This window comes from Actinomycetes bacterium (assembly GCA_035489715.1).
In the GTDB taxonomy this organism is placed as follows: domain Bacteria; phylum Actinomycetota; class Actinomycetes; order JACCUZ01; family JACCUZ01; genus DATHAP01.
Window position 1 is genome coordinate 1 of record DATHAP010000099.1, and the last position, 16644, is coordinate 16644.

The following is a 16644-nucleotide window of genomic DNA, read 5'->3' on the forward strand; positions in this document are numbered from 1 at the left end:
CCGAAGTACCAGGCACCGACGATCGCCGCGAGCCGCTTCGGGCCGGTGCGGCCGGTCACGTCTGCGGTGGCGAGCAGGGACTGCAGCCGGGAGTCGACGCCGTAGGCGATCTGCGTCGGGTCGACCCGCGTGGGCAGCCGGCCGTTGTCCGGGCCGCCCGACGTGAGCAGCCACGGGTCGAAGGTGCCCGAGTCCCGCGCGGCGGCCGCGGTGAAGGAGCCCTCTCCCAGGGCGTCTCCCGCTCGGGCCAGCGCGGCCGGCATCTGCGAAGCCCAGGCGTGCCAGTTGGCGAGGGACAGCCCCCATGGCTGGACCGCGCCGAACGGCCAGTGCCGGGCGTCGCCGTCCTGCAGCGCGGTGATGCCCTCGGAGAGCTGCCGCAGTGCCGTGCGCGCCGTATCGGGTCCCCCGGCCTCGACGTAGGCGGCCAGGCCGAGCACCGCCTCCGCGCTCGCGTCCGCGCCGTCGACGACGAGCCAGGCCGGTGTGGTGCGCCCGTCGATCTGCAGGTGGCTGCCGTAGCGCGACAGCGTCTGGCGCTGCAGGGCTGCGATCGAAAGGTCCAGCCGCTGCTTGAGGAACGCGGCGAACGCCGGGTCCGCGTCGCGGAAGTCTGCGTAGCCCTCGCCCAGCGCCCAGATGGTGCGGGCCAGCCAGTAGGACTCGCCGCTGTCCGACGGGTCAGGCAGCTCCACCGGCGTGGGGCTCGGGTTGAGGGTGCCGTCCGGCTGCATCCAGAGCACGACGTTGCCTGCGTCCGGTCCGCTGGCCGTCTGCAGGTAGGTCAGTCCGCGCAGCAGGTCGTACGCCCGCGCGCGACTCGAGACGGCGCCGGTCTGCTGCCAGTGCCGCAGGTAGACGACAGCAGCGCGCGAGACGTCGTCGGCGTTGAACGCGCCCTGCGACCAGGTGTTCGTCGCCGGGTCGTACGGCCCGCCGCCGACCCGGCGGTAGGTGCCGTCGGCGTTGCGGTCGGCGTAGGTCCACAGCACCCCGATCGACGGCTCCTCGGCCAGCCGGTAGGTGATGTGACCGTCCTGCGCCGGCGGTGTGACGTCGTCCTGGAGGAAGTCGAGGTGCGCGAGGTTGGTCAGCGGCTCGTCCGCCGCCGACGCCGCGGGCAGCCCGGCCGGGGCGGCGACCACCAGCGCGCCGACGAGAGCGGCGACGACGGCCGCGAGCAGAGCCCGGGCTGCGCCGCGCGGGTGGCGAGCGGGTCGTGGGTTCATGGCGGGCTCCTGTCGGTGAGGCGTCAGGCTGCGGGTGCGGCAGGGAAGGACGGGCGGGTGGCGGCACCGTCGAGTGCGGAGCGGCGGGCGGCGTCGGCGACGGCGAGGGCGGCCAGGGCCTCCGGACCGCCCGACCGCGGGCGGGCACCGTGGGCGGCGGCCACCAGGTCGGTGAGGGCGCCCCGCACCGACTCGGCGTAGACGCGTTCCTTGGCGTCGTCGCGGCCGAGCTCCACGAGCACCTCGACCCGGTGCGGCAGCGCGAGCTCCCGGCCCCGGCCGCGCGCGGCTGCCGGGCCGGCGTCGCGGTGCACCACCGCGGTGATGCCGGATCCTGGCCCCAGCCGGTGACCGGGCACGTGCATCAGGTCGGCAGTACGGTCCGGCAGCCGGCCGGCGACGGCAGCGCCGTGGTCGTCGGTCCAGCCGTCGACCCGGGCCCGCAGCGGGATCCAGCCGTCGACCAGGACCTCGGCCGAGCCGTGGTCCAGGCGCATCCGCTGGCGCTCGCACCGGTCGGGATGGGTGAAGCCGTGGGTGTGCGTGGCGAGCGCACCGCCGGGGTGTCGGGCCGTGGCGCTGACCAGGTCGGTGCGCCCGTCGGCTCGGGCCGCGCTCACGGCCACCAGGTGCTCCGGCCGGCTGCCGACCAGCAGGTGCGCGGCGTCGAAGAAGTGGACCCCGTGCTCGACGAAGACCCCGCCGCTGCGCTCCTCGTCCCAGAACCAGTGGTCGGGCGGCAGGTGCTCGTCACTCGCGTCGTTCTCGAACGCGAAGCGCTGCACCGGGCCGAGCAGCTCGTCGCGCAGCACGACGAGCACCTGGAGGACCGGGTTGTAGCGCAGGACGTGGTCGACGACCAGCGCGCGGCCGTGCCGGGCCGCCGCGTCGACGACCTCGCGAGCCCGGTCGAGCGTCGTCGCGAGCGGCTTCTCGGCGAAGACGTGCCGGCCCGCCGCCAGAGCAGCCAGGGCGACGGCGGCATGGGTCGCCGGCGGAGTCGCCACGACGACGGCATCCACCCCGCGGTGGTCGATGAGCGTCGTCCAGTCGCCGGCGACCTGGGCACCGTGGCGGGTGGCCAGTCCTGCGGCCCGGCCGGCGTCCGCGTCGGCGACCGCCCGGAGCGAGACCGCAGGCAGGCTGGCGGCCACGCCGGCCACGAACGCGCCGAAGCGGCCCGCTCCGACGAGACCGAGCCCTAGTGGCGGGGTCGGCTGGGTCACGTGTGCTCGAGCCTGGCCACACCGATCCGCGAGTCGGCCATGCCGTAGAAGACGAATTGCGTCCCGTCGACCTCCTCGATCGCGGTGGGGAAGACGACGTTGGGGACCGTGCCGTCGCGCTCCTCGTCAGTCTCGGGCTCGAGGATCGGCTCGGCGGTGCGCGCCAGCAACCGCGACGGGTCGTCGGGGTCGAGGAGCATCGCGCCGGCGGCGTACTCCACCTTCTGCGTCGTCGGGTCCCAGCCGTCGGGGGCCTCCCCGGTGACGCCGTGGTGGATCAGCAGCCAGCCCTCCTCGACGCGCAGCGGCGGCGGGCCGGCCCCGATCTTCAGCTCCTCGTAGGGGTGGAGGGACGACGCGACGCACCGGTGGTCGCGGGGCCGCACCAGCGCGCGGACGTCCGACCGCACCTCGTCGACCGGCACGTAGGAGATCCAGATCGCAGGCCGCTCGTCGGTCACGCCGGCCGGCAGGTGCACCGTCTCGCCCTCGCGGAACCAGCCGAGGTCCCACATCGGCCGGTGCAGCATCGCGTAGGACGGTCGCCCCTCCGGGTCGGGCACCGGCTCCGGGAAGAACACCGCGTCCTTGTTGGGGAACATGCCAAGGTCGGTGTCGAGAGCGGGCTGGTAGGCGAACTGCACCGGCCCCAGCCGGCGCCAGGACCGCAGGTCCTCGGACACGGCCATGGCCAGCCGTGGTCCCAGTGGGCCGTAGGCGACGTACGTCATGAGGTGCAGCCCTATGGACGGGACGAACGTCGTCCGCGGGTCCTCGACGCCGGCGTTGTTGGCGCCCCGCTCCCAACCCTCGTCCGGTGCGAGCACGACCCCCTCGCGGCGGACGCCGACCGGCACGCCGTGCTCGACGACCACCTCGGCGAGGCCGACCCGGGACACGTTGCCCGCGGCGACGAGGCGTGGGAGCAGCATCAGCCGGCCGTCCGGGTCGCGCCCGCTGGCGGGGTTCAGCACGCCCATCTCCTCGAGCGGGTCGCCCTGCTCGGGCGACATGACGATCCCGACCCGCTGCAGCGCGTAGGGCACGTCGGCGCGGTCCGCCGGCACGGACCGGCTCATCCCTTCACCCCGGAGCCGAGGTCCGAGGAGGTGAAGTGCCGCTGGAACGCGACGAACAACGCGACCGCCGGGGCGGCGAGCACGCAGGCACCGGCGAGGATCGCACCGTAGGGGTTGCTGGCGCGGCCGGCCACGTTGGACAGGTAGTTGGCCAACGACACCGCCAGCGGCTGCATGTCGTTGTCCTTCGTGATGAGGAAGGGCCAGAGGAACTCGTTCCACGGCCCGATGAAGGTCAGCAGCACGGCGGTGAGCAGTGCCGGTCGGACGAGGGGCAGCGCGATCGACCACAGGATCCGCAGCTCGCCGGCGCCGTCGATGCGGGCCGCGGCGAACAAATCCTCGGGCAGCTGCAGGAAGAACTGCCGGAAGATGAAGACCGCCGTCGAGTTGATGGCGAAGGGGACGATCATCCCGAGGTAGGTGTCGGCCAGCCCGTAGCTACGCACGATCATCACGTAGAGCGGGATCATCAGCAGCTGGAAGGGGATCAGCTGCACGAGCAGCATGGCGGCGAAGACCGACCCCTGGCCGCGGAAGTGCAGGCGCGCAAGGGCATAGCCGGCGAGCACGCCGAACACGACGGTGCACAGGATCACGCCGCCGGTGAAGATGCCGGAGTTCACCAGCGATCCCAGCAGGTCCACGCGGGAGTTGATGGCACGGTAGTTGTCGAACGTCCAGCCGCCGACGGGGAAGGCACCGCCCACCGACGTGTCCGACTCGCTCTGCAGCGAGCCGACGAGCATGTAGTAGAAGGGAAAGAGGAAGACGAAGGCACCGAGCACCAGCAGGAGCATGCGGGCGACGGTGCCGCCCGCACTGCCCGGTGTGCGATCGGGGACCGGCGGCCGCGTCTCGTCGGCGGCGCTCAGGTCGGCCGGCACGTGGGGAGCTGTCTGCGCCATGTCAGTCCCTCTCCAGGAGGCGGCGGTTGACCAGCGAGATGATCAGCACGGCGCCGACCAAGATCACGCCGATGGCCGAGGCCACGTCCGGGTTCCCCTGCTCGATGCCCTTCTGGTACATGACGAGGACCGGTGACGCCGACGCTCCGTCGGGTCCGCCGCCGTTCGTCAGGAGGTAGGGCTCGGTGAAGAGGTTCGCGCCGGTGATGGTGGCCAGGATGACCACGAGGGTCGTTGCCGGTCGTACGCCGGGGACGGTCACGTTGCGCAGCTGCTGCCACTTGGTGGCGCCATCGACCGAGGCCGACTCGTAGAGCTCCTTGGGGACGCCCTGCAGCGCCGCGAGGTAGAGCAGGATGTAGAGGCCGAGCTGCTTCCAGGTGACGAAGATCGCGATGAGCGGCATCGCGAGCGTCTCGTTGACCAGCCACGAGGGGTCGGGCGCCAGCGGACCGAGGACGTTGTTGACCAGTCCGTCGCTGGAGAAGAGGAACAGCCAGACCGCGACCACCGCGACGCTGGCAGTGATGTACGGGACGTAGTAGGCGACCCGGAAGAACGTGCGTCCGCGGATGGCGGCGTTGAGCGCCGCAGCCAGCAGCAGCGCGAGCACGACCGTGAGCGGCACGTTGATGATCAGGAAGATCGCGACGTTGACAAAGGACTGACGCACGTCCTCGTCGCCCAGCACGGTGGCGTAGTTGTCGAAGCCGACGAAGGGGCGGTCGACCGACGCACCGGGCGCGGTGAAGAAGTAGTCGTGGAAGCTGATCCAGACCGCTAGCCCCAGCGGGTACGCGAAGACGGCGGCCAGGAACAGGGCGTAAGGCGCCACGAACAGGATGCCTAGGGGCTGGCGCCCGAGGATCGTGCTCCAGCGGCTGCGCCGCCCCGGCCCAGGGCGGGGAGCCGTGGGCGGGGCCGGCGCTGTGGTCGTCGTCATGACGAGCCGCGGATCAGGACTGCCCGGCGAGCGTGTCGATCTCGTCCGCCGACTTCTGCAGCGCGGCGTCGACCGACTCCTTGCCGAAGATCACCGCAGTGCTGTAGCTGTCGCGGAAGGTCTGCCAGATCTCGATCGAGTTGGGCACGTTGGGCACCTCGACCGTCCGGGCCGCCTGCGCTGCGAACGTCTGGTAGTCCGGGTTGCTGGAGAAGTAGTCGGGGTAGGCCGCCTCGAGGTCGGAGCGCAGCGGCATCTGGCCGGTCTTGTCCAGCAGCGAGCCGTCCTGCTCCTTGCTGGTCGAGAACTTGAGCAGGCCCCACGCGGTCCCCTTGGCCTTGCAGGCCGAGTAGATGGCGACGTTCTTGGCGTCGGAGAACGTGTAGGTCTCCTCGGCGGTGGTGCCGCTCTCGGTGGGCACCGGCGCCGCTCCCCAGTTCACCTTCTCGCCGTAGACCGCGATGGCCCACGGGCCAACGATCGACATCGCCGCCTTCTCGTCGGCGAAGGAGTCACCGTTGTACTTCTCCTTCTGTGCGTAGCCCTTCTCGTACATCTCCGCCCAGAAGTTCGCGACGGCCTGGCCGTCCGCGTCGTTGAACGTCGCCTTGCCGTCCTCGACGAGCTGCTTGCCGCCGCTCTGCGCGGCGTAGAGCGGGTAGAAGTCGAACCACGACTGGAAGAACTCGCTGGAGGGTGCCGGCCAGATCGCTGCCTGCGCCGCGCCGCTGCTGACGATCTTCTCGCTCGTCGCGAGGAAGTCGTCGTAGGTCGACAGCGGCGGGTTCTCCGGGTCGATGCCGGCCTTCTTGAGCAGGTCCTTGTTGTAGAAGATCATCACCGGGTTGGACTTCCACGGCATCTGGTAGTACTTGCCGTCCGGCGACTTGTACTGCTCGGCGTTGTCTCCGGTGCGCGACTCGATGTAGTCGGTGCCGCCCGGGAAGTCGTCCAGCGCCACCAACCCACCCTGCTTCTGGAACTGCGGCACCGCCGCCGGCGACGTGTTGTAGACCAGGCACGGCGCGTTGCCCGCCGTGATGGCGGCGCCGATGACCTCCTCCGAGCTCTTGCCCGCGGGGATCTCCTGCGCCGTCACCTTCTCCTTCGGGTGGGCGGAGTTCCAGTCCGCCACCATCGCCTTGCCCCAGGCGAGCTCCTCGGGGTTGTTCGACAGCCAGATCTTGATCGGGCCCTTCGTCGCGAGGTCGTCGGACGACGAGCCGCCGCCGTCGTCGCCGCCGCACGCGGTGGCGCCGAGGGCGATGGTGAGCAGTGCTGCTGCGGTCGTGGTGCGCTTCATCGGGGCTCCGATCCAGGGGAGGTGCGCGACCGGTCGGGTCGCGGTGGTGCGGTGGAGTCGCGGACGACGAGACGGGGCGGCGGCATCGTCGCCGGCGGGACGGATGACGTGTCCTCTTCTGTGCCCCGCACGAGCCGGGTCAGCCGGTCGGCCGCGGCGCGGCCCCAGCCGAACGCGTCGGTGCGGATCGTCGTCAGGGCCGGCCGCAGGTGTGCCGCGACCTCGGTGTCGTCGAACCCGGTGACCGACAGGTCGGTGGGTACGTCCAGCCCGCGGCCGGCCGCCACCGCCGCTCCGGCGATCGCCATCAGGTCGTTGGCGTAGACGACGGCGGTCGGGGGCTCGGCCAGGTCGAGCAGCCGGGCCGTCGCCGCTGCTCCCCCGGCGGCCGAGAAGTCGGACTCCACGGCCGGCCCGGGACGCAGGCCGGCGTCGCGGACCGCGCCGGCCCACGCGTCGCGACGGGACCGGGAGTGGACGAAGTCGGCCGGCCCGCTGACGTGGGCGATGCGGCGGTGACCCAGGGCCGCCAGGTGCTCGACCGCCGCGACGATGCCTGGCCGGTCGTCGACGCACACGCACGCCGCAGCGGCGTGGTCGCGGCACGACGGGGCGATGACGACCGCGGGCAGGCCGAGCCGCTCCAGCAGGGCGGGACGCGGGTCGCCGACCCGCAGGTCGGTCAGGAACACGCCGTCGACCCGGCCGTCGGCGGCCAGCCGGCGGTAGCCCTCGACCTCGCGCTCACGGTCGGCGACCACCTGCAGGACCAGCACCTGGCCCAGCGGCGCCAGCGTGGCCTCGATCCCGGCGATGAAGGCCGGGAAGAAGGGGTCGGCACCCAGGGTCTCGGGCGGGCGGGCGACGACGAGGCCGACCGCGAGCGCGCGGTCGGCGGCCAGTGCCCGGCCGCGGTGGCTCGGGGTCCAGCCCAGGTCGGCGGCGACCCGCAGGATCCGGTCCCGGGTGGCCGGGGCGACGCCGGGGCGGTCGTTCAGCGCGAACGAGACGGCCCCCTTGGAGACGCCCGCATCCCGGGCGACGTCCTCGATGGTCGGCCGGCGAGGCATGCGGCTAATAAACCGCTTTAGTTACCGAATTGTCAATAGATACCCATTCGCCAGGGTTGGTGCGATCCGCCAGATTCGTCGTGCGATCAGTCGGCGCAGTCGTCCCAGGGGCCGGGGGCGGCCACCGCCCACCGCCCGGACTCCAGCCGGAGCCGCTCGAGGTCCTCGCCGCCGCACGGGCACGCCGTGCGGTGCGGCCAGCCGGTGCCCACCTCGAGGCGGAACCACACCTGCTTGCCGCGCGCCAGGGCGACCACGCCCCACTCGACGGAGAGCCGGTCGACCAGGCGCAGGCCACGGCCGCCCTCGGCGGTCCACCGCGGCCCTGCGGCGCCCCCCTGGAGGCTCCGCTGCGGCGGCAGCCCCCGACCGGGGTCGGAGACCCCCACCTCGAGCAGCCCGTCGGCGACCGCGAGGGTCAGGGCGACGTCGCCGCGGCTGTGCAGCACCGCGTTGGTGACCAGCTCGCTGACCAGCAGCTCGGCGTCGGGGCGCAGGTCGTCGAGCTCCCACCGGTCCAGCTGGGCGGCCGCCTCCCGCCGGGCGGTCGCCACGGCGTGCGGGTCGTCGCCGACGTCGATCGTGCGGACCCGGCACATCCGGAGCTCCCCTGCTCGTCGGGCCCACTGCCGGACCCTGGCGCCCTACTGCCCTGCGGCAGGCAGCCCCGAAACCCGAAGCGGCCCCGGAAGCCACCAACCAAGCCCAGCAACCTAGAAGCCGAGGCGGCGCAGCTGTCGCGGGTCGCGCTGCCAGTCCTTGGCCACAGTGACCCGCAGGTCCAGGTAGACCTGGGTGCCGAGCAGGGCCTCGATGTGCTTGCGCGCGGTGGCGCCGATCTCGCGCAGCCGGGCGCCCTTGGGCCCGATGACGATGGCCTTCTGGCTGTCCCTCTCGACGTAGAGGAAGGCGTGCACGTCCAGCAGCGGCCGGTGCGCCGGCCGGTTCTCCCGCGGCTGCATCTCCTCGACGACCACCGCGATCGAGTGCGGGAGCTCGTCGCGCACCCCCTCCAGGGCGGCCTCCCGGATCAGCTCGGCGACGAGCAGGTTCTCCGGCTCGTCGGTCAGGTCACCGTCCGGGTACAGCGGCGGAGACTCCGGCACGAGGCGCGCCAGGAGGTCGGCGAGCAGGTCGGTCTGCTCGCCGCGCACGGCGGACACCGGCACCACCTCGGCCCACTCGATGCCCTCGACCCGACCGAGGTCGGCGACGGCGAGCAGCTGCTCGGCGACCCTCGCCGGCGGCACCCGGTCGGTCTTCGTGACGACCACGACCTTGACCACCTTGCGGAGCCCGGACAGCTCACGGGCGATGAACCGGTCTCCCGGACCGACCTTCTCGTCCGCCGGGACGCACAGGCCCACCACGTCGACCTCGGACCACGCGGCGCGGACCTCCTCGTTGAGCCGCTCGCCGAGCAGGGTGCGTGGACGGTGGAGGCCGGGAGTGTCCAGCACGACGAGCTGGGCGTCCGGGCGGTGCACGATGCCGCGCACGACGCGGCGGGTCGTCTGGGGCTTGCTCGAGGTGATGACGACCTTCTCGCCGACGAGGGCGTTGGTCAGGGTGGACTTGCCGGCGTTCGGGCGACCGACGAAGGCGACGAACCCGGCGCGGAAGGCGTGACCCGACGGGTCGCTCACGAGGTGACCGCTGGGTCGGCGGCGGCACCGGCCTCGTCCTCGCGGGCGAGCCGGGCCCGCTCCTCGCCCGCCAGCCGGTCCCGGCGCTCACCCGCGAGGTAGGTGGCGACGGTGTTGATGATCGCCGTCAACGGGACCGCGATCAGTGCACCGAAGATGCCTGCCACCAGGCCGCCGATCGCGATGACCACGACGACCGCGACCGGGTGCACCCGCACCAACCGGCCCATGAGAAAGGGCTGCAGGACGTGGCCCTCGAGCTGCTGCACGCCGATCACCCCGCCGAGCATGATCAGTGCCTGCACCGGCCCCTCGGAGACCAGCGCGACAGCAACCGCCGCGATGCCGCTGATGGTGGCACCGACGACCGGGATGAACGCACCGAGGAACACCAGCACGGCCAGCGGGACCACGAGAGGAAGGCCGAGGATCAGCGCGACGATCGCGATGCCGAGGGCGTCGACCGCGGCGATGACGACGGTCGCCCGGACGTAGGCGGTGAGCACGGCCCAGGCCCGCGTCCCGCTGCCGTGGACCCGCTCCCGCGCGTGGCCGGGGAACAACCGGACCAGCCACTGCCAGATGTTGCGGCCGTCGTAGGTGAAGAAGATGGTCGTGAACAGCACGATGAACAGCCCGGCGAGCAGGTGTCCCGCCGTCGTGGCGGTCTTGACGACGGTGCCGCCGAGGTTGCTGCTCCCGGAGCCGACGCCCTCGCGAACCCGTTCGAAGAAGTTCTGCAGCTGAGCCCGCTCGAGGCCGAGGTCGGTCAGGTAGCGCTCCAGCTCGCCCAGGCTGCGGTCGAACTGGTCGCGCAGGTCGTCGAAGCCCGAGGTGAACTGCTGGGCGACGAGGGCGACGAGCGCCACGACCAGTGCGATGCCGGCCAGGATCGTGACGGCGGTCGCCAGCCCGCGGGGCCATCCCCACCCGGCGAGGCGGTCGACCATCGGCGACAGCACGGCGCACAGCAGGAGCCCGATGATGACCGGGACGAGGACGACCGACAGGATCGAGAACAGCTGCAGGAAGACCCACACCGCCGCCACGACGAGCAGCAGCCGCCACGACCAGGCGGCCGCGAAGCGCAGCACGTGCGGCGTCTCGATGCCGTCGATGGGCACCGTTCGCTCGGGCGGGCTCACGACGACGACCGGCTCGGTCCGCTTGCGGAACATGGCTGGAACCGTAACCTCCCCGCCCGTCCGCAAACTGCAGCCGACCCGTCAGCGGGCGTGAGCGGTCAGCCCCGCAGCGTCCCGTCGGGCCGGGCGAGCAGCACCGTCGTCACTGCGACGTCGGCGAGGACGGCTGTGTCCGCGTCGTCGAGGGCCTCCGTCTCCCCCACGACGGCGACCGCCTCGAGCCGGTCCGACCCGCTGGACAGGGCAGCGCCCACGGCGGCCTGCACGGCGGTGAGCCGCAGGCTCGGGAGGTCGACCGTCGAGGCGGCGTACGTCCGGCCCATCTCGTCGCGGACGGCCGCCCCCTCGGGGGCACCGTTCCGGGCGCGCGCGGATCGGGCAAGGGTGACCAGCTTGAGGTCCTCCGGGTCAGAGGTCGCGGGCATCCGCCGGCTCCCGGGCGACGTCGCTGTCGTCAGCTGGCCGGGGGGCGATGTCGACGCCGTCCTCGACCCGGCGGACCAGCAGGGTGCCGATGCGGTTGCGCCGGCCCTGCGTCTCCTCCGCGGTGATCTCGATGCCCTGGACCCAGACCTGCGCGCCGGGGATCGGCACCCGGCCGAGCTGCTTGGCGAGCAGGCCGCCGACGGTGTCGACGTCGTCGTCCTCGAGCTCGATGCCCAGCCGCTCGGCCAGCTCGTCGACGTGCAGCCGGGCGCTCACCCGCAGCGCCCCGTCCGGCAGCTCCTCGACCAGCGCGGTCTCCACGTCGTACTCGTCGGTGATCTCGCCGACGATCTCCTCGAGCACGTCCTCGATGGTGACCAGTCCGGCGGTGCCGCCGTACTCGTCGACGACGATGGCGACATGGGTCTGCTGCGCCTGCATCTCGCGCAGCAGCTCGTCGACCGGCTTGCTCTCGGGGACGAACACGGCGGGCCGCATGACCGAGTCGACCCTCTCGACCGACTCGCCGTCGCGGTGGACGTAGGTGCGGCGGACCAGGTCCTTGAGGTAGGCCACCCCGAGCACGTCGTCGGTGCCCTCGCCGATGACCGGGATGCGGCTGAAGCCGCTGCGCAGGGCCAGCGACAGCGCCTGGCGCAGGGTCTTGTCCCGCTCGATGAAGACGACGTCGGTGCGCGGCACCATCACCTCGCGCACGATCGTGTCGCCCAGCTCGAACACCGAGTGGATCATCGCCCGCTCGCGGTCCTCGATGAGCTGGTTCTCCTCGGCCAGGTCGACCAGCTCGCGCAGCTCGGCCTCGGACGCGAACGGCCCGTCGCGGAACCCCTTGCCGGGCGTGAGCGCGTTGCCGACCAGGATCAGCAGCTGCGGCAGCGGGCCGAGGAACCTGGCCAGCGGGTGCACCAGCCGGGCGGCCGCCAACGCGATCGGCGCCGGGTGCTGGCGGCCGAGGGTGCGCGGCGAGACGCCGATGGCGATGTAGGAGACCACGATCATCGTGACCGAGGCGGCGAACATCGCGAGCCACACCCGGTCGATCAGGTCGAGCATCGCGACCGTGACGAGGACGGTCGCGACCAGCTCGCAGGTGACCCGCAGCAGGGTCAGCAGGTTGAGGTAGCGCGCCGGGTCCTCGAGCACCTCGCGCAGCCGGCCGGCACCCCGCCGACCCTCGCGCTCCAGGTCCTCCGACGCGGTGCGCGACACCCTCGACAGCGCTGCCTCCGCGCCGGCGGAGAGGCCGCCGAGACCGACCAGCAGAGCGGCGGTGACGAGCTGGACGACGGTCGAGGTCACGGCGTCACCCCGGCGGCCAGCCCCCGGGCGGCCCACCAGGCGCGCAGCAGCTCGGCCTGCAGCGGGAACATCTCGGCTTTCTCCTCGTCCTCGGCGTGGTCGAAGCCGAGCAGGTGCAGGATGCCGTGCGCGCACAGCAGGTCCAGCTCATGGCCGGTGGTGTGGCCGGCTGCACGCGCCTGCTCCTCCGCGACCTGGGGGCAGAGCACGACGTCGCCGAGCAGACCCGGCTCCGGCTCCTCCTCGTCGTCGCCAGGGCGCAGCTCGTCCATCGGGAACGCCATGACGTCGGTCGGGCCCTCCTCGTCCATCCACTGCACGTGGTGGGCGGCCATCGTCGCCGCGTCCACGGCGACGACCGAGAGCTCGGCGAGCGGGTGGACCCGGAGCCGGTCGAGCACGAAGCGGGACAGTGCAGCCAGCCGGTCGGTGTCGACGTCGGCGCCGGACTCGTCGTGGACGTCGACGGTCATCTGTGGCTCATCGAACGGCTCATCGGCGGCGGCGCTGCTGGCCGCCACCGCTGCCGCGGCGAGGGTCGCCGGGCTGGCTGGCGTCCCAGCGGCCGTAGGCGTCGACGATCTCGCTGACCAGCCGGTGCCGCACGACGTCCGAGCTGGACAGCCGGCTGAAGTGGACGTCGGGCGTGCCGTCGAGGATCTCCTGCACCTGGCGGAGGCCGCTGTGCGTGCTGCCCGGCAGGTCGACCTGGGTGACGTCACCGGTCACGACCATCTTCGAGCCGAAACCCAGCCGGGTGAGGAACATCTTCATCTGCTCCGGCGACGTGTTCTGCGCCTCGTCGAGGATGATGAACGCGTCGTTGAGCGACCGGCCGCGCATGTATGCCAGCGGCGCCACCTCGATCGTGCCCGCTGTCATCAGCCGGGGGATCGAGTCGGGGTCGATCATGTCGTGCAGCGCGTCGTACAGCGGCCTGAGGTACGGGTCGATCTTGTCGTAGAGCGTGCCGGGCAGGAAGCCGAGTCGCTCGCCCGCCTCGACGGCCGGCCGGGTGAGGATGATCCGGTTGACCTGCTTGGCCTGCAGGGCCTGCACGGCCTTGGCGACGGCCAGGTAGGTCTTGCCGGTGCCCGCCGGGCCGATGCCGAAGACGATGGTGTGGTCGTCGATCGCGTCGACGTAGCGCTTCTGGTTCAGCGTCTTGGGCCGGATCGTGCGGCCGCGGTGGGACAGGATGTTCAGCGTCAGCACCTCGGCTGGTCGCTCGCCCGTCTCGGAGCGGAGCATGCTGACCATCCGCTCGACCGACTCGACGGTCACCCCCTGTCCTGTGCGCAGGACGGTGGTGAGCTCGTCGTAGAAGCGCTCGACCAGTGCGACCTCGCCGGGCTCGCCGGCGACGGTGATCTCGTTGCCGCGCACCGAGATGTCGACGGTCGGGAAGGCGGTCTCGACGACTCGCAGCAGCTCGTCGCGCGGGCCCAGGACGGCCACCATGGGCTGGCTGGCGGGCACCACGATCGTGGTGCGGGACTCGGGTTGCTCTGTCATGTCTGGGTCAATGCTAGGCGAGATCGGCCGTACGGCGCGCGAGCCGGCCGGCAGGCACGTTCGCCCAGGTCGGTCGGGTGGCCGGCTCAGCCGGGTGGCCAGGTCATCGCCCGGCCGGCCAGCACGTGGCCGTGGACGTGGAAGACCGACTGACCGGCTCGGGCGCCGGTGTTGAATACCAGCCGGAAGTCGTCGTGGCCCTCGGCGTGTGCGATCTGCTCGGCGGCGGCCACCAGCTCGGCGAGTGCGGCCGGGTCCGCGGCCGCGATCGCGCCGACGTCCGGGTGGTGCTGCAGCGGCACGACCAGGACGTGGGTCGGCGCCCGGGGGTCGATGTCCCGGAAGGCCAGCACCCGCTCGCCGCGGTGCACCACGTCGGCCGGCAGGTCGCCAGCCACCACGCGGCAGAACAGGCAGTCCGCCGTCTCGTCAGCCATCCCCCGACCCTACCGATGCCGGACCGTTGCGCGGCCGCGCGGCGTGGCGACCTGCGTCGGGTGACCGGCGCCAGGTAAACCGGACGTCGGACCTGCGCGTCGTACGCGTGTGGACCTGACGACCCCGGTGCTCCCCGCACCGACCGCCGACTGCGCGAGGAGCCCGATGGACGCGGCGCGCGGCTGGGACGCCGACGACGCGGTCACCCGGATCTACGCCGCGCACTACCGGTCGCTGGTCCGGCTCGGCGCCCTGCTGCTGCGCGACACGACGCTCGCCGAGGAGGTCGCGCAGGACGCCTTCGTGTCGATGCACGGCGCGTGGCGCCGGCTGCGCGACCCGGACAAGGCACTGGCCTACCTCCGGCGGTCGGTCGTCAACGGCGCACGGTCCGCCCAGCGGCACGCCGTGGTCGCGGCGAAGCACGCGCCGCGCCCCGACCCGTCGGCGGCGAGCGCCGAGCACGGTGCGCTGCTCGCGCTCGAGCACGCCGAAGTGCTGACCGCCCTGCGGACGCTGCCCGACCGGCAGCGCGAGGTGCTCGTGCTGCGCTACTACCTCGACCTCTCCGAGGCGGCGATCGCCGACACCCTTGGCATCAGCCGCGGATCGGTGAAGAGCCACGCGTCCCGCGGCCTGGCCGCCCTGCGCACCGCATTGGAGGACTCCGCATGAGCGACGACGACCGGACGAGCGACAAGGTCCGGCGCGACCTGGCCGACCCGATGCCCGACTCGATGCCCGACGACGACCCGACCGCCGCGCGGCTGCGCGCGGCCTTGACCGCGGAGGCCGCCATGGTCCAGCCCGACGACTCGCTGTCCTCGATCCAGGAGCGGACCGGTGCCGAGCGGCCGTGGTGGCAGCGGCCGGCCGTGCTGGCGACCGCTGCCGCGGTGCTCCTCGGCCTCGCGGTCGGTGGTGGGATCGCACTCCTCGGCGGCGACGACGACCCGACCGTCGCCACGCCGGGCGGGAAGGGCACGGCGACCGGACCGGCGACGACCTCGGGCGCCGAGGAGTCCCCGAGCCCGACCGAGGCGACGACCGGCACACCGACCGCACCGGCGGTCGAGGGCAACGTCTACGTGTACTACGTCATGGACCAGGACAACGGGATGCGGCTCTACCGCGAGGAGCGACCCAATCCCGGCATGGACCCCGTCAGGGCAGCACTGACCACGATGTTCACCCAGCCGGCGGTGGACCCGGACTACGACTCCCCGTGGCCGACAAGCACCGGAGTCGTCGGCTACTCGGTCGACGGCGACACGGCGACGCTCGACCTCTCCGACTTCCCCGAGGTCGGTGCCGCCGCCGAGGACGTCGCCGTGCAGCAGCTGGTCTACACGGTCACGGCCAACGACACGTCCGTGAAGCGCGTAGAGCTCCTGGTCGGCGGCGACACCCCTCCGTCCGGCCACCAGGACTGGTCGGAGCCGATCGCGCGCTCGCCACGGATGGACGTCCAGGGACTGATCTGGCTTCTCGGCCCGACCGAGGGCGCGACGGTGTTCTCGCCGGTCCAGATCACCGGCTACGGCACCGCGTTCGAGGCCACCGTCAACTGGGAGGTACGTCGCCAGGGCTCGGACGAGGTGGTGGCCGAGGGCTTCACCGACGCGGGCGCCAACGGCGAGTTCGCCGACTTCAGCGACACGGTCGAGCTGGACCCCGGGACCTACGAGCTGCGCGCCTTCGAGTCCTCTGCCGAGGACGGCCGGCCGCTGAACACCGACAGCAAGGTCTTCACCGTCGAGTAGCTGTGGACAGCCCGCTGTGGACAGAAACTGTTGTCCACGAACGGCTTCTCGTACGTCGTCGCAGCCGGGGTTGTGTCCAACCCGGTGGCTAGCGTTGCCGGCATGGACCACTCGACCGACGCGCCGCCGACACTCGGGGTGGCGATGAAGCAGGTCGAGGCGGAGTCGGTCACCCTCGCTGCTGCGTTGGCGGATGGCGCGGTCCGGGACCTGTCCCACGAGGAGCTGGGGGAGCTGGTCGCTGCCGGGCGGGCGGTGCAGGCCCGGATCGACGCCGTCGTGCTGGCCGCGGTCGGCGAGGTCGACGCGCGGGGGTCGTTCGCGACTGACGGGGCGCTCACCGCGGGGGCGTGGCTGCGGTCGACCGTGACGGTGACCCCGGTGGAGGCGGCCGGGGCGGTGCGCACCGCCCGGGCGCTGCGCGGCGGGCTGCTGCCGGGCACTGTCGCGGCGCTGGCCGCCGGGGAGATCACCGCCCGGCACGCCCAGGCGATCGCCGACGGCATCCACACCACCAGCTCCGGCGGGCACCGCGGCCCGGCCCCCGCGCAGGCGGTCGCCCTGATCGAACCCGAGGTTCTGCAGGTCGCCCGGACCGCGGACAGCCGGGCGGTCGGGTCGGTGATGGCCGCC

General features: G+C 72.5%; 18 protein-coding genes. 3 read left to right on the forward strand and 15 right to left on the reverse strand.

Going from position 1 to position 16644, the window contains the following annotated elements; all coding sequences use genetic code 11:
• The 15 genes from VK640_07975 to VK640_08045 form a co-directional block, all read right to left on the reverse strand.
• Positions 1-1229 (reverse strand): hypothetical protein (locus VK640_07975; protein ID HTE73120.1); only part of this gene is annotated, 1229 nt, incomplete at its 3' end.
• Between the two features lie 23 nt (positions 1230-1252).
• Complete coding sequence (locus VK640_07980) at positions 1253-2455, reverse strand: Gfo/Idh/MocA family oxidoreductase (protein HTE73121.1); 1203 nt, start codon at positions 2453-2455, stop codon at positions 1253-1255.
• Positions 2452-3534 carry a glycosidase gene (locus VK640_07985; protein ID HTE73122.1) on the reverse strand — a complete coding sequence of 361 codons (1083 nt, stop codon included), beginning with the start codon at positions 3532-3534 and terminating at the stop codon, positions 2452-2454. Before VK640_07985 ends, VK640_07980 begins: the two co-directional genes overlap by 4 nt.
• A complete protein-coding gene (locus VK640_07990) occupies positions 3531-4334 on the reverse strand; it encodes a carbohydrate ABC transporter permease (GenBank protein HTE73123.1) in 804 nt (267 codons plus the stop codon). The genes VK640_07985 and VK640_07990 overlap by 4 nt, the downstream gene beginning before the upstream one ends.
• Before the next feature lie 109 nt (positions 4335-4443).
• The gene (locus VK640_07995) at positions 4444-5385 is read right to left on the reverse strand and encodes a sugar ABC transporter permease (GenBank protein ID HTE73124.1); all 942 of its coding nucleotides are present in this window, start codon (positions 5383-5385) and stop codon (positions 4444-4446) included.
• A 13-nt stretch (positions 5386-5398) separates the two neighbouring features.
• Entirely contained in the window at positions 5399-6688 is a 1290-nt protein-coding gene (locus VK640_08000; protein ID HTE73125.1) for a sugar ABC transporter substrate-binding protein, read from the reverse strand.
• Positions 6685-7758, reverse strand: coding sequence for a LacI family DNA-binding transcriptional regulator (locus VK640_08005; protein HTE73126.1), 1074 nt, complete (start codon positions 7756-7758; stop codon positions 6685-6687). Before VK640_08005 ends, VK640_08000 begins: the two co-directional genes overlap by 4 nt.
• An 86-nt stretch (positions 7759-7844) precedes the next feature.
• A complete protein-coding gene (locus tag VK640_08010) occupies positions 7845-8357 on the reverse strand; it encodes an ATP-binding protein (GenBank protein HTE73127.1) in 513 nt (170 codons plus the stop codon).
• 114 nt (positions 8358-8471) lie between these two features.
• The gene (gene era, locus VK640_08015) at positions 8472-9404 is read right to left on the reverse strand and encodes a GTPase Era (GenBank protein HTE73128.1); all 933 of its coding nucleotides are present in this window, start codon (positions 9402-9404) and stop codon (positions 8472-8474) included.
• Positions 9401-10582, reverse strand: a complete 1182-nt coding sequence (locus VK640_08020; GenBank protein ID HTE73129.1) for an AI-2E family transporter — start codon at positions 10580-10582, stop codon at positions 9401-9403. The genes era and VK640_08020 overlap by 4 nt, the downstream gene beginning before the upstream one ends.
• A gap of 65 nt (positions 10583-10647) precedes the next feature.
• Positions 10648-10974 carry a cytidine deaminase gene (locus VK640_08025; protein HTE73130.1) on the reverse strand — a complete coding sequence of 109 codons (327 nt, stop codon included), beginning with the start codon at positions 10972-10974 and terminating at the stop codon, positions 10648-10650.
• Positions 10958-12295, reverse strand: coding sequence for a hemolysin family protein (locus VK640_08030; protein HTE73131.1), 1338 nt, complete (start codon positions 12293-12295; stop codon positions 10958-10960). Before VK640_08030 ends, VK640_08025 begins: the two co-directional genes overlap by 17 nt.
• The gene (ybeY, locus tag VK640_08035) at positions 12292-12768 is read right to left on the reverse strand and encodes an rRNA maturation RNase YbeY (GenBank protein ID HTE73132.1); all 477 of its coding nucleotides are present in this window, start codon (positions 12766-12768) and stop codon (positions 12292-12294) included. The genes VK640_08030 and ybeY overlap by 4 nt, the downstream gene beginning before the upstream one ends.
• 19 nt (positions 12769-12787) lie before the next feature.
• The gene (locus VK640_08040; GenBank protein ID HTE73133.1) at positions 12788-13810 is read right to left on the reverse strand and encodes a PhoH family protein; all 1023 of its coding nucleotides are present in this window, start codon (positions 13808-13810) and stop codon (positions 12788-12790) included.
• An 86-nt stretch (positions 13811-13896) separates the two neighbouring features.
• On the reverse strand, positions 13897-14247 hold the full coding sequence (locus VK640_08045; protein HTE73134.1) for an HIT domain-containing protein: 351 nt from the start codon (positions 14245-14247) through the stop codon (positions 13897-13899).
• A gap of 166 nt (positions 14248-14413) precedes the next feature.
• On the opposite strand from VK640_08045, the gene VK640_08050 reads away from it, so the two are divergent.
• From VK640_08050 to VK640_08060, 3 genes are all read left to right on the forward strand, one after another.
• Complete coding sequence (locus VK640_08050) at positions 14414-14923, forward strand: SigE family RNA polymerase sigma factor (GenBank protein HTE73135.1); 510 nt, start codon at positions 14414-14416, stop codon at positions 14921-14923.
• A complete protein-coding gene (locus tag VK640_08055; protein ID HTE73136.1) occupies positions 14920-16011 on the forward strand; it encodes a Gmad2 immunoglobulin-like domain-containing protein in 1092 nt (363 codons plus the stop codon). The genes VK640_08050 and VK640_08055 overlap by 4 nt, the downstream gene beginning before the upstream one ends.
• A 102-nt stretch (positions 16012-16113) precedes the next feature.
• Positions 16114-16644 (forward strand): DUF222 domain-containing protein (locus VK640_08060; protein HTE73137.1); only part of this gene is annotated, 531 nt, incomplete at its 3' end.